The organism is Selenihalanaerobacter shriftii (assembly GCF_900167185.1).
GTDB classification, from domain to species: domain Bacteria; phylum Bacillota; class Halanaerobiia; order Halobacteroidales; family Acetohalobiaceae; genus Selenihalanaerobacter; species Selenihalanaerobacter shriftii.
Genome location: NZ_FUWM01000008.1, coordinates 1 through 15485, shown reverse-complemented (window position 1 = coordinate 15485; position 15485 = coordinate 1). Strand labels below are relative to the sequence as shown.

Sequence of the window (15485 nt, the reverse complement as noted above, 5' to 3'; positions counted from 1 at the left end):
GAATAAAAACATAAAGAGCTACCTATATAGGTAGCTCTTTATAAAAGGGATATTAAAAAGGGGAAATAAGGGGTAAGTATTTAACACTATTTATATAAAGGGGTAAGTGTTAACTAACTTAACCTTTCAATTATAATTATATAGTATAAATTTGATGAAAATATGATGAATATGTTACAAATATGTGACGTAAGTTGTAAATTAAATAGTTTTCATGAAAATATAACTGATTTAGAGATGGTTGATGATTAAAGTCATTAATAATTAATTTTTATATAAATTTCAGTGGTTATTTTATGTGAAAAATCCCTATAATAACTTTAAATTCAATTTTAGATTTGGTATAATTACCTCTAAGAGAAGTAGAAAGGATTGAGTAGAATGGAATATATTAGTACTAGAGGGAATTATCAAAAAGTTAATTCAGCAGAAGTAATTAGGTTAGGAATGGTACCTGCTGGAGGATTATTTGTTCCAGAAGATGTGCCGAGTTTATCTCAAGAGGTTATATATCAGATGAAGGATAAAAGTTATCAAGAAATTGCAAAAGAAGTTTTATCTGTCTTTTTAACTGATTATACAAATAAAGAATTAGAGAATGCAATTAAAGAAGCGTACAATATGAATAATTTTGCAGCAAAAGAAGTAACACCAATTCATAAATTAAATGATAGGACATACATATTAGAATTATGGCATGGTCCTACAGCAGCATTTAAGGACTTAGCATTACAGATTTTGCCTTATTTATTAGTGCAAGCTATTAATAAGGTGGAGGTAGATGAAGATATATTAATCTTAGTAGCTACTTCTGGAGACACAGGTAAAGCAGCTTTAGAAGGGTTTAAAGATGTTGATGGAATTGAGATTATTGTTTTCTATCCTCAAGATGGAGTTAGTAAAGCACAAGAGCATCAAATGATAACTACTACTGGTGATAATACTGAAGTAATCGCTGTTAAGGGTAACTTTGATGATTGTCAAAGTAGTGTAAAAGAAATTTTTGGAGATGAAGAATTCAATGAAATAATTGCTAAAGAAGGTTATCAATTTTCATCAGCTAATTCTATTAATTGGGGTAGATTAGTACCGCAGATTATTTATTATTTTAAAGCTTATGCTAATTTTTTAAATCAGGAAGATATTAAACCAGGTGATAAGATTAATTTTACAGTCCCAACCGGTAATTTTGGTAATATTTTAGCGGGATATTATGCCTATCAAATGGGATTGCCTGTTAATAAGTTTATTTGTGCTTCTAATGATAATAAAGTTTTAACAGACTTTTTTAATACAGGGATTTATAATAAGAATAGGGAATTTAAAGAGACGATTAGTCCATCGATGGATATCTTAATTTCTTCTAACTTAGAGAGATTCTTATTCGAAATGACTGGACATGATTCTAACAAAATTAATGAATGGTATCAGCAATTAAATGAGGAAGGTAAATTTGAAATAGATAATAAAACAAAAGAAAAGATTGATCAGCTATTTGTAGGGAAATTTGCTACTGAAGCAGAGACTAAAGAGATAATTAAAGATATCTATCAAGAATATGATTATGTGATTGATCCTCATACAGCAGTTGGAATTAAAGCTTATAAAGAATATTTTAATAGTAGTGAAGATAAGACTAAAACAGTAATTGATGCTACGGCTAATCCATATAAATTTAGTTCTACAGTATTAGAAGCTATTGATGAGTCTTTATTGTCTTCTAAAATAGATGAATTTAAGATTTTAGAAAAATTAGAAGAAAAGACAGGAGTTGATATACATCCTGGACTACAGGGTTTGGCAGAACTACAAATTAAACATAATCTTAATTGTCAAGTAGATGAAATTAGGGCTATAATCAAGAAATTATTATAAAATTATACAAAAAAATTATTAATTGAGTTAAAGATCAGCTAAATATTTAGCTGATCTTTCTATTTAATGTCTAATTACTTCTAAAAAAGAAGGAATTTAATAAAATATATGGAATATAATTAGTTGTACTAAATTGTTATGATAACATAACAATACATGCATGTAAAAACGACAGTTGATATCCATTTTAAAAAAATAAATAAATGAGATAAAGGGATTATGAGTATATTATGGAATATTGTTATTTAATAAATAATATATAATTAAATCTAGAAAATATTAGCAGTTATTATATACTAACGAAATGCGAGGGGTAATTATGAATATTAGAAAATTTAAAGATATAACTCTTAATTTGAAAAATATTGAGAATAGCCAAACAGGGTTTAGAACAGGGAAAGAGATGTTAAATCTTGATGTAAAGGCCATAGTAAGTGATTTTTCAGGCATTTCATTTGCTCTAGATAATGAAAGAAGAATAATATCTGCTAATAATAGATTTTGTGAATATTTAAATAGTTCACCGTCTGAAGTAGAAGGTAAATTAATTGCTAGTTTAAATTTAGCACTTGACCCACAAAAACTCTTTTTACAGGAGACATTGAGAACAGGGAAACCTACATATGGATATCGAGATAATTTATTTGAAGAATATGATTATCAATTAATCTATTGTAATTTACCAGTTAATTTAGACACTGGTGGTATAGGAGTTTTAGTCTTAGGAATTGAGGTAATTGCTGATGCAGATTTTAATGATATCAAGATATTAAATTTTAATACTAGTTCAGAAATAACAGATGTTTGGATAGTAGATAATGAATATCATTATATTGATGTAACAGATCCTTATGGTAAATTTAAAGTAGTTGATAGTGAGCTAATTGGAAAAAAAGTTACTGAAGTCTTGCCTGATGATTATGATCCATTATTAACAGAAGCTATGGATCAAAAGAAGTTATTAGAAAGTAAGCGAATATTAAGGTCAGGTGATGATACATTTCATTTGAATGTTATCTCCTTTCCTTTGATGGTTGAAGATGAATTAGTTGGTGGGGTTGATATTCTAATTGATTTAGATTCGAAGACTAAATTGGTTAATCAAGCTCAAAAAGCTAATGAAATAAAGAATGCTGGAGAGATGGCCTTTAGAATTATTCATGAATTGCGGAACCCGTTGCAGGTTGTCAAATCTTCGGCAGAAGTTGGGGGATTATTAGCACGTAAAGATAATTTTCAAATAGAAAAGCTAGAGTTATATTTTAATAAGATTAATGAACAAGTTGGTGAATTAAATACTTTATTAGGACAGTTATTGGAATTTTGTCAATGTGATAAACCAACATTTGAAAGATTAGAATTAAAAGAAATATTATTGGATGTTGAGAATTTTTTAAGAAAGTTTTGTCCTAAATATGGTATAGAATTTGAAACTGACTTTGAAGGTGATCTGTCTATAATTTATGGTGATAAAGAATTATTAAAAAGAGCTTTAATAAATATAGTGGAAAATGCTATAGAATCATTAGAAAATCATGAAAAAGAACGTAAGATTAAGGTTAAAGCGTGGGATACTAATGGAGAAATTCTAATAAGCATTTATAATAGCGGCCCAAATATTTCAGAGGATATTCAAGAAACAATTTTTGATCCTTTCACATCTACTAAAGGGAAGAATGGGTCAGGATTAGGACTCCCGGTAACTTATCATATTATTCATAATTTACATCAAGGCAATATTTCTTTTCAAACTGAAGAGAACAAGGGAACTATTTTTTATGTTACTCTACCATATTAAACAATATAAGATCCAAATCATAAGGAGGTCAAGAGATGACAGATAAAAAGTTTAATGAAAATGAATATGAAAAATTAGATAGTCCTAAACGAAGAAAGATTTTACCTGTAGATAATATTTTACAAGGTTTAGGTGAAATTAATCCTGGTATGGTAGTAGCTGATATAGGTTGTGGAATTGGTTACTTAACCTTACCATTAGCTGAAAGATTAAGATTTAGTGCTGGAAAGGTTTTTGCTATAGATATTAGTCCTAAAATGTTAAATATTTTAGAGAGTAAAATTGATAGGCAACAGAATATAGAATTGGTTAAATCTAAAGAAAGTGAAGTACCTATAAAATCTAAGCAAGTAGATCTTTCATTTTTAGTAACTGTTTTTCATGAACTAGAAGAACCAGAAGAACTTATAGATGAAATAAAACGTTTTTCTAAGAATAAACATCGAGTAGTAATTGTGGATTGGAATGATAAAGAACGAGATATGGGTCCTCCAGCTAAAATAGCGTTTTCTAAAGAAGAGGTTATTGATATTTTTAAAGATAAGGGATATGAACTTCTGAATACTTTTAAAGAAGATGATAATTTTTATGGTTTAGTTTTTAATATAAAATAAAAAGAGTCAACATGTTTCTAAGCATAACTGTTTAGAAACATGTTGACTTATAATTATATAGTTAGATTTACATTTGTTGTTGAGGTGGAGAGATTACCTCAATAGATTCTGTTACTGTTTCAAAAGGCTTAGCACTAGGTTGTTGATTTTGTTCAGGACGAACTAAATTCTTATTATACATTCGTTCATAATATTCTTCTACCATTCTTTGAGCAGAGAATTTCCACTGGGACATATCAATACTTGCTTTCATCATTTCTTTCCACTTAGCACGGTTATCATAGTATGTCGGAATTACTTCATCATAAATAATTTTATAAAGAGCTTTAAGGTCTCTTTCATCTTCACTTAAATGATTATACTCTTCATGGAGTGCTTCATCAATTAACCAACCACTAACTCCATGCTGTGGACCTTCAGCTAGCCAACCGTCAACTACACTTAGATTTAATACTCCATTCATAGCAGCTTTCATACCAGAGGTTCCACTGGCTTCTAATGGACGACGTGGATTATTAAGCCAAACATCGGAACCTTTAACTAATTTACGAGCGATTTCCATATCATAATTTTCTAAGAAAACAACAGAATCTTTATATTTTCGATCCATTTTAACTAAATTTTGGACAATATCTTTTCCATTTTGATCATTTGGATGTGCTTTACCAGAGAAGACAAGTTGGACTTTACCATCACGTAGAAGTGGATCAATGGCTTCAGCATCTCTAAAGATTAGTTCACTACGTTTATAAGGTGCTGCTCTACGAGCAAATCCAATAATTATAGAGTTAATATCCATATTAGCACCGTTATTTTCTTTTACATAATCTATTAATTCTTGTTTTGATTTTTGATGTGGTTGCCACAAGTCTTGATCTTCTTCATAAGCATTTCTCATTTTCTTATCTTGCCAAGTTTTGGCATGAACTCCATTAGTTATTCCAATAATAGGTGATGTACCAGATACATCTTTCCACATTTCTTTAGTGGTTTCTTTGTGCAGTTTAGATACACCATTAGTAATATGAGATAAACGAAGTCCAGCTACAGTCATATTGAAAGGATCGCCGCCTATTTCGTTCATCTGATTATAGTTTAATCCATTATAAGCCCCCATTTCTTGTAATAATTGATGCTCATGGGCTTCATTTCCAGCTCTAACAGGGGTATGGGTAGTAAAAACAATCTCTTTTTTTACTGCATTTTTAGCTTCTTGAAAGGATAAACCTTCGTTTTTCATTCTTTCTTGCATCAATTCAATACCAGCTAGTATAGCATGTCCTTCATTGAAGTGATATTTATCTACTTGAATTCCTAATTTTCTTAAAGCTCTAAGACCTCCTATGCCTAAAACAATTTCTTGAGCTATTCGATCTTGAGTCTGCCCTCCATAAAGTCTACTAGTTATCCAGCCATGTTCACTACCAGGGAAGTTAGTATCTAAGAGGTAAAGAGGAGCGTTATCATATCTATCTACTAATTTTACTTTGCAGGTTACATCTTCATCTCTAACATTAACGTTGACTGAAACTCCAGTATCTTTTAAAAAGTCATAATCAAAATTAGGGTAGGTGTCATATGGTCTACCGTTTTCATCAATATACTGATGTGTATAATCTTGTTTCCACAGCATACCAATAGCTACTAATGGTGCCTGAAGGTCATGAGCCGCTTTAAGATGATCTCCCGCTAAAACTCCTAACCCACCAGAATAAATAGGTAATTCTTCATTAAGACCGTACTCCATACAGAAGTATGCAATATGAGGTTTGTTTTGCAAAATAATCCTCCTTTATTCATATTTTATATTTCTATTTTACCTCACAATTAATAATTTATTCTTCTGAGTAGGAATATTCTACTTTTTAAATATTTTTGTCGAGAAACAAGGGAAAACAGGAGTGAATCTCTAATAATATTAAAAGAAGTATATATAAAGTGATAGAAGGTGAAATGTATTGTTTACAGTCATAGAGCACCAAGATAAAAATTTGATTGAAAAGATAGATTATATTAAAATAATTGCGATTTTAATGATGTTTGTGATAACGTATCTGCATGGAACTTCTTCTAATTTTAATTTTTCATTATCAGTTGGAGCTTTCCTTATAATTAGTATTATTTCAGTATTAATTACTTTTAAGATAAAGAATTCAGTTATACAAATTGATGCTTATCATAAATGGGCTTTTCTTGAACTAATTATTGATGCTATTTTAATTACTGTATTCATTTATTTGGATTATGCAATGGCAAACTTTTTTCAAGTAATTTATATTTTATATATTTTTAGAATTGGTTTAAAATATGGTAAAGATTTAGCATATTTAGCAGCAGTTTTATGTGGAGTAGCGGCAATGGGATGCCAAGCTAATATGAGTAATCAGTCATTTTTTTGGTTACCTGTATTTGGATTAGTGGTAGCTAAATTTATAGGTGAATTGGCAGAGAATGAATATTTATTACGTCAAGGAAAAGAAGAAATGATTAATCAGCTTAGGGTTCAAAGACATGATTTTAAGAATCAATTGCAGGTTTTATGGGGATTAGTACAATTAGAGAAGTATGATAGAATTATTGATTATTTAAAAAAATTGATGAAACATTAAATTATAAGTTAATAGATTTAGAAGATATGGATGAGGATCCAATTATTTATAGTCTTTTAGTTTCTAAGTCAGCAGAAGCTAGAAGTTTAGATGTTGATTTAATGGTGGATTTAAATGTGTCATTGCGTAAAGCTAATCTTCCATCTCATAAGTTGATTAGAATAATCAGTAATTTGATTGATAATGCTCTTGATGAGTTAGCTAATAATCAATCCTTAGAAAATAATCGAATTAAAATTAATAGTGATGTAGTTGGGGAGCAAATTAAAATAGTTGTACATAATAACTATTCGGTTATCCCTAAAGGATTACAAAAACAGATTTTTAAATTAGGTTTTAGTACTAAACATGGTAATAAAGAAGATAGAGGCTTTGGACTTTATATTACTCAAAAGATTATTAAACGATATGGAGGTTCAATAGAAATTTTAAGTAATAGTAAGGTTGGTACTAAATTAATTATTAAATTACCTAAATCTTCTGAATAAATTCAGGATAATAATTTATATTTTTAGTTTATATATGAATGAGTGTTCAGGTATTTTATTTAAAATTAGCCTATTATAAGAAAGTAGGGGAGATGAATTATGATTTCTCAAAATGCAGAAATGCATTTCCCATTTAATACTATTTTATTACTTCGTAATATAATAGATTATTATGAATTAAATCTGGTTAAGAAGAATACAGATTAATTAGTAATCTTTTAAGTAATATTTGTAGGAGGAATCTAATGGGAAAGAAAGCATTAGTTGCTGATGACGCCATATTTATGAGATTAATGTTTAAGGATATGTTAAAAGAAGTTGGTTTTGAAGTAGTAGGGAGAGCTAAAAATGGAATAGAAGTGGTAGAATTATATAAAAAATTTAAACCAAATTTAGTTATCTTAGATATTGTTATGCCAGGTGTAGATGGGCTTACTGCTTTGAAAAGAATTTTAAAGATAGATCCAGAGGCAAATATACTAGTCTGTAGTGCTATGGATTCTGAATCAATAATAATTGAAGCTATCAAGAATGGAGCAAAAGATTTTTTAATTAAACCTGTTCATCCAGATAAATTTAAGAAAGCTATTAATAAAATATTTTAAGTTTGAAATAGGACACGCCTATATTATTTATGGTCGTGTCCTATTTATTGAAAAAATGAATCTTAATTAATATTTTGTTTTATTTTTTGCACAAAGTATTGATGAACTGTTAGATCATCATCTAATTCAGGATGAAAAGAAGTAGCTAAAAGATTATTTTGCTCTACAGCCACTATCTTATCATCAATTTCTAATAATACTTCAACATTAGAATTTACTTCTGTAATATAAGGAGCACGAATGAATATTAAAGGAATTTTTTGTTTAGATAGTTTGGGAATTATTGCCTTAGTTTTAAAACTAGCAAGTTGATTACCATAACCATTACGTCTCACAGTAATATCTATTAAATCAAGATGACTATTTTTTTGCCCGTGGATTTGCTTAGCCATTAAAATCATACCGGCACAGGTTCCCCAGATAGGAATACCTTGCTGGGCTAATTTAATAATATTTTTTCTAATTTCGAAGATATGAATTAATTTACTAAGAGTTGTACTCTCACCACCAGGTAAAATCAACCCATCTAAATCTTTAAATTCTTCTTTTTTCTTGATTGGAAGAGGAGTTACTTCCGGAATTTTATCTAATAAGTCAAGATGTTCTTCGACACTCCCTTGTAACGATAATACTCCGATTTTAATCATAGTCTGTCACCTTCTTTATTAGATTACCATCCTCTGTCGGCTAATTTTTCATTGTCAGGTAAATCACTTATATTAATTCCTACCATTGCTTCCCCAATGTTTTTTGAGACTTTAGCAATGGCTTGAGGATCTTCATAATGGGCAGTAGCCTTGACAATTGCATTGGCTCGTTTAACAGGATTACCCGATTTAAAGATACCTGAACCGACAAAGACCCCATCACAGCCTAACTGCATCATAAGTGCTGCATCAGCAGGGGTAGCAATTCCACCGGCTGCAAAATTGATAACAGGTAACCTGCCATTCTCTGCTACATACTTAACTAATTCAAAAGGTGCTCTATGTTCTTTAGCTGCTGTCATTAATTCTTCACTATCTAAAGTAGTCAATTGTCTAATTTCTGCATTGATAGTTCTCATATGGCGAACTGCTTCTACTACATTACCAGTACCAGCCTCACCTTTAGTTCGGATCATACTAGCTCCTTCACCGATACGACGTAGTGCTTCGGCTAAATTTGTAGCTCCACAGACGAATGGAATATCAAATTTTTCTTTATTAATGTGATTATCTTCATCAGCAGGAGTTAAAACTTCACTTTCATCTATGTAATCTACATCGAGAGCTTTTAAAACTTGGGCTTCAACAAAATGACCAATTCTGGTTTTAGCCATAACTGGAATAGAAACAGATTCAATAATCTCTTCAATCATGGCTGGATCTGAAGCTCGAGCGACACCACCTTGTTTACGAATATCAGCAGGAACTCTTTCTAAAGCCATTACTGCTACTGCACCAGCCTCTTCGGCAATTTTTGCTTCTTCAGAAGTTGTTACGTCCATGATTACTCCACCTTTTAGCATTTGGGCTAGATTCTTGTTCAATTCATATCTGTCATTCATTTTAATCATCTCCTTTTTAAGTAATTAACAACCTATACTTTACACTGTTTTTAATTTACTATATAATAAATTGTATGGGTTCAATATTATAATAAATAGTATTGTACCCATTAATTATTATATACAAAAGTAGATTGTATTGTCAAGAGGGGTACAATAAATATTTATATAGTCTGTAATTTAGAGATAAGGAGGAACTATTATGTTCAAAGGGGTACAATTAGACAAAATATCTTCTAAACATTTATATATTCAATTATATAGTCAGTTAAAAAGTTTAATTGAGAAAGGAGAGGTAAAAACTCATACAAAGTTACCATCGATTAGAAAGTTTGCAGAAGAATTAGGAGTTAATAACGTAACCGTTGTTAATGCTTATAATCTATTGGCAGAGGAAGAAATAGTTTATAAAAAAGTTGGTAGTGGGACTTTTGTTGCTCCTAAAGTTGAATTTAAAGAAGATATTTACTTAGATGAGGAAGTATATATTGATGAGGATACAAAATTTATAGAAGAGAGGAAGGAAAGTGGACAAGAAGGTATAATTAATTTTGCTACTGCTGCTCCGACTCCTGATTTATTTCCAATTAGTCCTTTTAAAAGATTAATTAATAAAGTATTAGAGAGAGATGGAGGATACGCCTTCGGTTATCAAAAGAGCCAAGGTTATTTAGCATTGCGAAAATCTATTAGTAAATATATAAATAGATATCAGATAGAAGCCGATGTTAATGAAATCCAAATTATTTCCGGAGCACAACAGGGAATTGATATTTTAGCTAAAACTTTTTTGGATTATGGAGATACAGTATTTGTAGAGCAGCCTACTTATCCTGGAGCAATTTCTGTTTTTAAATCTCGAAATGCTAATATAACAGAGATTCCTATTAATCAAAATGGGATAGATCTTAAGTTGTTGGAAAGTGAATTAAAAAAGGAAAAACCTAAATTCATTTATTTAATGCCTAATTTTCAAAATCCAACAGGTTATAGTTATTCTCAGGAGAAAAAAGAAAGGATATTAGAGTTAGCTCAAAAGTATGATTTATTAATTATTGAAGATGACTGTTTGAGTGATTTGAATTATGGAGAAAGTAATAATATGGCTTTAAAAGCTATGGATGAAGATGAAAGAGTAATTTATATTAAAAGTTTTTCAAAGATATTCATGCCAGGTTTGAGATTAGCTTTTTTAATTATTCCAGAATGTCATTTTAATGATATTTTATTATCTAAATATATGTCAGATATTTTTACTGATGGTTTGATTCAGCGAGTTTTAGATCTGTATTTTAGAGAAGAGTTATGGGAGAAGCAACTTAATAAATTAAAAGAAACTTATCAGCAAAGGTATCAGATTATGATTACTGTTTTAAATGAATATTTACCTCAAGAATGTGACTTTGTAGCACCAGAGGGTGGTTTAAATATTTGGTTGGAACTACCACAAGGCCTTACTGCTAATGAATTATATGATAAGGCTTTTGCAGCAGGAATTAATATTGCTCCTGGTACGGTATTTTATCATAATCAACCTCAAACAAATAAAGTTAGGTTAAGTATAGCAGCAGTAACTGAGCGAGAGATTAAAGAAGGAATTAAGAAATTAGGAGATGTTATTAATAAAGAACTCTCTAACTCTAATCAGGATTGGGATAATCGTTGGATGCCTTTAGTATGAAGAGGTTAATGAGATTTAATAATAGAGACTGCTTCTGCTAAATTCTTAACAGAATAATTTGCTGCAGGATATTCTTCTCCTAACTTAATAGTTTGACATTTAGCTTTATTACCAGCTATAATATCAGAGTTTCGGTCTCCTACCATAAAGGAGGCTTTTAAATCGATATTATATTTATCAGCTAATTTAAATATCATGCCTGGTTTTGGTTTGCGACATTTACAATTTGATTTAAAATGTGGACAATATTCAATATCATCAATAATAGCATCATCTTCTTTTAAGGTTGTTACTAAATTTTGGTGGATTTTTTCTAAATCTGTTGTAGTGAAGTAACCAGATTCTATACCACCTTGATTAGTAACAATAAAGACTTTGTAACCTGCTTGATTAAGCTGGTTTATGGCTTGACTAGTCCAAGGAAATAGCTCTAAGTCTTCAGGTTTATTAACTGGTTTATCATATTTATTAATAACACCATCGCGGTCTAAAAAGACGGATTTAGTCAATTGATCCACTCCTCTTGGTTCTTTTATAAGATAGTTACTCTTCAATAATTAATATTTTCTTAATCTTTGTTTATTATACTCATAATTAAACATATAAGAGTTAGATTTTCAAAAAAATTTCAAGTTTGATATTATGCAAAATAATATTTTAAAATTTACAGATAAGACGATATAATGATATAGAGGTGATACTAAGTGAAAGATAATTTAATCAGAGTAATGACTACAAATAAAGAGATTAGAGCTTTAGCAGTTAATTCAACTAAAGTTGTTAAAGATGCTCAACAGGCACATAATACAACACCAGTGGCAACAGCAGCTTTAGGAAGAGCGTTAAGTGCTAATTTATTGATGGGGTCTATGGTTAAAACTGGACATGAAACTGGTTTAAAAATTATTGGTGATGGTCCTTTAAATAAGATAGTTGCTGAATCTAATCATTACGGAGAGGTAAGAGGGTATGTTGGTAACCCTAAAATAGATTTTATGACTAATAAACAAGGAAAGTTAGATGTAGCTGGAGCTATTGGCAATGGTAAGTTGATTGTCCGTAAAAATTTAGGATTAAAGGAACCATATGAAGGTAGCGTACCTTTAATTTCTGGTGAGATTGGTGAAGACCTTACATACTATTTCACTCAATCAGAACAAACTCCTTCGGCTGTTGGATTAGGAGTTTTAATAGATACTGACCTTTCAGTTAAAGCTGCTGGTGGATTCATTGTTCAGTTATTACCAGAGGCTAGTGAAGAAACAATAGAACAATTAGAAGAAAACTTAGCAAAGATAGAATCAGTAAGTGGATTAATAAATCAAGGTTTAAGTCCTGAAGAGTTATTAGAAAAGGTTTTAGATGGTTTTAGATTTAGAACTTTGACTCAACGTGATGTTTCTTATAAATGTAAATGTAGTAAAGACCGTACTAAAAATTTATTAGTTGGTTTAGGCAGAGAAGAAATTAAGGAGATAATTGCAGAAGAGGGTCAGGTAGAAATTAGATGTCATTTTTGTGGTGAATTATACTCTTATGGAAAAAAAGAGATTGATGATTTATTTGATAAAGTTAAGAACATAGACGATCAAAGAAAAGGTTAATTATATTTTTATGTATATTTAGAGTTTTTCATAATAAATGACTAATTATATTATTTAGTTGGTTATATAATCATATAACTACTGGTCTTTTTAGAGATACAGATCTTACTTTACAAGATGGTTTAGGTGTTTTTAAGAATGAATTTTCCATTGATCAGTCAGCATGGCCGTTTGATATGGTAGTAGTTACTTTTGAACCACCAGAAACAGGAAATGGTTCAATGAATTTTGATCCTCGTCCTGATCCAGTTAGACCAGTTATAGGTTTAATTCCAGGTAGAATTCCTAATTCTTCAGAATGATTGAATAAGAGCTAGCTTCTCATTTAATAGGAGTTAGCTCTTATTTTATTTAACATAGTACATTTATTACTTAGTCACTTATGACTGAAAATATTAATTAAATATAAATTAAATGGATAATTAAGAATAATATGTTTATCAAGTTCTAAACAGGAAAATAAGTTGTTTTATAGTAATACTAATAGTACAGTTTATTTTATAAAGAGGAGGGGTTAATTTAATGAAATTAGCTATTTTATATCATAGCGAAAGTGGGAATACAGAGACAGTAGCAGGAATTATTGCTGAAGGAGCAAGTTCAGCAGGAAATGTTGAAGTAAAATGTATGGGAATTGAAGATATAGACCAAGGATTTTTAGATGAAGCAGCAGCTGTAATTTTTGGTTGTCCTACTTATTTAGCAGATTTTTCTTGGCAAATTAAAAAATGGTTTGATACATCTCATGAATTTGATCTTTCAGGTAAGTTAGGTGCTGCCTTTGCTACAGAAAATTATTTAGGTGGAGGAGCCGATTCGGCTTTATTAACATTAGCAGGACATATGTTAGTTAAAGGAATGTTAGTATATTCTGTTGGTTCAGCCGAAGGGAAACCTTTTACTCATTATGGAGCTGTATGTATTAAAGAAGGGGATGCTGAGCAACAGGAAAGAGCAAAACTATTTGGAAGTAGAGTTGCTGCTAAAGCATTAGAAATTTTTGAATAAGTCTAAATTAAAAAAGTAATTTGCTAAAAGACCAGAGCATAATCTAGCTCTGGTCTTTTTTTAGGATATATTTAATCTGCAGTTGCCGTAAGCTTTTCAATAGTATTGATTAAAGAAGTGATTTTGTAGCTAGTTGCTCTTTTGTTAAGCATTTCATGTGGAGTAAGAGAAGTCCCCCAGTAAGTTCTATTAGCTTCTGTATCATTCTTTATTTGGGAACCTTCAATAGAGACACCAGCAAATGCACCTTTACTCATTGAATAACTATATATGGCTGCTTCTAATTCAATATCTGTGCTGGCTTCTGTTGAACGTCCAACAGGACCAGCAGCTATTGAAAGATCTCCTCCTAAGGTTAGAGTGCTTTCTTCAAAATTATTCAAACCAAGTTCATTATTAATAACTAAAACAAGACCAATGGACTGAACTCCAGCTTGGAATCCATATGATAATCCTTTCATTTCAATAAAATAAGGACCGTACCAGATATCACGATTGGTGTCATGTTTTAATAATAAACCATCACCGTAACGGGCCCCGAATATAAACCCTCCTTTAAGTACTTTAGGAAAGATAACAACCCCTTTAGCTTTTCTAAGTAGGCTAGCCATAGATTCTGCATCATTCTGATCAGAGACTTCATTTAATACTTTAATAGCTTTTTCAATACGATTATTTGGCGATTCAGCTTGGACTTTATTAATACCTAGTGATATTATTAAAAACAGACAAATAATTAAAATATAAAACTTTTTAAATTTCATTTTTACCTCCTCATATTTAAATCGTTCTCTTTGTTTATATGTACATCTTTCTTCATTATAAAATTTAAAATATAAATTGTCAAAGGTTATATAAAGAATTTTGAACTAAGGTATAGTGAACTTTAAAGTAGTTATTATTAATCATATTTAGAGTTTAATTCTAAAGATTTTAATTAAACTAAAGTCTGTATAAATACTAAAATATAGAAAAAAGCTAAAAGCCCAGGTTAATAATTTGGTATATTCAACTTAATGATATTAAAATAACTTATATTATAAAGGGATTTTATTCTATAAAATTGAAGTATATATAAGACTACCATTTAAATTTTATAATGGATAAAATAATTAAAAATCAAGGAGGTTATAAAATATTGGTAATAGGAAAAGTTCTAAATAAAATTGCAAAAGATAAAAGAGAAAAGATTGTAGCTAGTTTTCAAGACCAAGAAATCACCTATTATGAACTAGAAGTAAAATCTAATCAATTAGCAAATGGTTTAATTGATTTAGGTATTAATGTAGAAAATATGGTTAGTATACTTTTACCAAATAGTATTGAATTTTTAATTTCTTATTTTGGAGTTATTAAATCTGCCTAAATTGCAATATTAAATTGAACTAATCTCAAACTGTAATAATTTGGTATTTTAGTCATATAGAATTTCTCTTAGTTGATCCTCAAAAGATTCATCAGGGGTTAGGTATCCTAATATTTTTCTTGGCAAAGTGTTACACCAATTTTGAATTCTACCAATGGCTTCAATGGAGAATTCACTTATACTTCTACCTTTAGGTATAAAACGTCTTATGAGACCATTATGACGTTCATTGGTACCTCTTTCCCATGATGAATATGGATGTGTAAAATATACTTTTGTATCAACTAG

General features: G+C 29.8%; 17 protein-coding genes. 11 read left to right on the top strand and 6 right to left on the bottom strand.

The window, feature by feature from the left end; translation table 11 throughout:
- Positions 1-381 precede the first annotated feature (381 nt).
- From thrC to B5D41_RS05185, 3 genes are all read left to right on the top strand, one after another.
- Positions 382-1875, top strand: coding sequence for a threonine synthase (gene thrC / locus B5D41_RS05195; RefSeq protein ID WP_078809558.1), 1494 nt, complete (start codon positions 382-384; stop codon positions 1873-1875).
- 319 nt (positions 1876-2194) lie between these two features.
- Positions 2195-3673: an ATP-binding protein gene (locus B5D41_RS05190; protein ID WP_159442893.1), complete on the top strand. Its 1479-nt coding sequence runs from the start codon at positions 2195-2197 to the stop codon at positions 3671-3673.
- Between the two features lie 35 nt (positions 3674-3708).
- Entirely contained in the window at positions 3709-4287 is a 579-nt protein-coding gene (locus B5D41_RS05185) for a class I SAM-dependent methyltransferase (RefSeq protein ID WP_078809556.1), read from the top strand.
- A 67-nt stretch (positions 4288-4354) separates the two neighbouring features.
- On the opposite strand, the gene glgP is transcribed toward B5D41_RS05185, so the two are convergent.
- Positions 4355-6067, bottom strand: coding sequence for an alpha-glucan family phosphorylase (glgP, locus tag B5D41_RS05180; protein ID WP_407695260.1), 1713 nt, complete (start codon positions 6065-6067; stop codon positions 4355-4357).
- A 178-nt stretch (positions 6068-6245) separates the two neighbouring features.
- On the opposite strand from glgP, the gene B5D41_RS05175 reads away from it, so the two are divergent.
- The 3 genes from B5D41_RS05175 (at position 6246) to B5D41_RS05165 (ending at position 7989) form a co-directional block, all read left to right on the top strand.
- Positions 6246-6896: a Spo0B domain-containing protein gene (locus tag B5D41_RS05175; RefSeq protein ID WP_078809555.1), complete on the top strand. Its 651-nt coding sequence runs from the start codon at positions 6246-6248 to the stop codon at positions 6894-6896.
- A gap of 26 nt (positions 6897-6922) precedes the next feature.
- The gene (locus tag B5D41_RS05170; protein WP_078809554.1) at positions 6923-7384 is read left to right on the top strand and encodes a sensor histidine kinase; all 462 of its coding nucleotides are present in this window, start codon (positions 6923-6925) and stop codon (positions 7382-7384) included.
- 245 nt (positions 7385-7629) lie between these two features.
- On the top strand, positions 7630-7989 hold the full coding sequence (locus B5D41_RS05165) for a response regulator (RefSeq protein WP_078809553.1): 360 nt from the start codon (positions 7630-7632) through the stop codon (positions 7987-7989).
- A 62-nt stretch (positions 7990-8051) separates the two neighbouring features.
- Here B5D41_RS05165 and pdxT read toward each other — a convergent pair whose 3' ends face one another.
- Both pdxT and pdxS read right to left on the bottom strand, forming a co-directional pair.
- Complete coding sequence (gene pdxT / locus B5D41_RS05160) at positions 8052-8636, bottom strand: pyridoxal 5'-phosphate synthase glutaminase subunit PdxT (protein ID WP_078809552.1); 585 nt, start codon at positions 8634-8636, stop codon at positions 8052-8054.
- Positions 8637-8659: 23 nt separating this feature from the next.
- Positions 8660-9538, bottom strand: a complete 879-nt coding sequence (gene pdxS, locus B5D41_RS05155; RefSeq protein WP_078809551.1) for a pyridoxal 5'-phosphate synthase lyase subunit PdxS — start codon at positions 9536-9538, stop codon at positions 8660-8662.
- Between the two features lie 202 nt (positions 9539-9740).
- On the opposite strand from pdxS, the gene pdxR reads away from it, so the two are divergent.
- Positions 9741-11219, top strand: a complete 1479-nt coding sequence (gene pdxR, locus B5D41_RS05150; RefSeq protein WP_078809550.1) for a MocR-like pyridoxine biosynthesis transcription factor PdxR — start codon at positions 9741-9743, stop codon at positions 11217-11219.
- 5 nt (positions 11220-11224) lie between these two features.
- Here pdxR and B5D41_RS05145 read toward each other — a convergent pair whose 3' ends face one another.
- Positions 11225-11728, bottom strand: coding sequence for a D-glycero-alpha-D-manno-heptose-1,7-bisphosphate 7-phosphatase (locus B5D41_RS05145; protein WP_078809549.1), 504 nt, complete (start codon positions 11726-11728; stop codon positions 11225-11227).
- Between the two features lie 195 nt (positions 11729-11923).
- Here B5D41_RS05145 and hslO point away from each other — a divergent pair, with 195 nt between their 5' ends.
- The 3 genes from hslO (at position 11924) to B5D41_RS05135 (ending at position 13831) form a co-directional block, all read left to right on the top strand.
- The gene (gene hslO / locus B5D41_RS05140) at positions 11924-12823 is read left to right on the top strand and encodes an Hsp33 family molecular chaperone HslO (RefSeq protein ID WP_078809548.1); all 900 of its coding nucleotides are present in this window, start codon (positions 11924-11926) and stop codon (positions 12821-12823) included.
- Between the two features lie 176 nt (positions 12824-12999).
- The gene (locus B5D41_RS14465) at positions 13000-13125 is read left to right on the top strand and encodes a hypothetical protein (RefSeq protein WP_268794132.1); all 126 of its coding nucleotides are present in this window, start codon (positions 13000-13002) and stop codon (positions 13123-13125) included.
- A gap of 220 nt (positions 13126-13345) precedes the next feature.
- Positions 13346-13831, top strand: coding sequence for a flavodoxin family protein (locus tag B5D41_RS05135; protein ID WP_078809547.1), 486 nt, complete (start codon positions 13346-13348; stop codon positions 13829-13831).
- Positions 13832-13902: 71 nt separating this feature from the next.
- Here the strand turns inward: B5D41_RS05135 and B5D41_RS05130 are convergent, their stop codons facing one another.
- Positions 13903-14595: a lipid-binding SYLF domain-containing protein gene (locus B5D41_RS05130; protein ID WP_078809546.1), complete on the bottom strand. Its 693-nt coding sequence runs from the start codon at positions 14593-14595 to the stop codon at positions 13903-13905.
- A gap of 374 nt (positions 14596-14969) precedes the next feature.
- Here B5D41_RS05130 and B5D41_RS05125 point away from each other — a divergent pair, with 374 nt between their 5' ends.
- Positions 14970-15197 (top strand): AMP-binding protein, encoded by a 228-nt coding sequence (locus B5D41_RS05125; protein ID WP_078809545.1) that lies wholly within the window; start codon positions 14970-14972, stop codon positions 15195-15197.
- A 48-nt stretch (positions 15198-15245) separates the two neighbouring features.
- Here the strand turns inward: B5D41_RS05125 and B5D41_RS05120 are convergent.
- Positions 15246-15485: IS30 family transposase (locus tag B5D41_RS05120; protein WP_143555667.1), on the bottom strand; the 240-nt coding region annotated here is incomplete at its 5' end.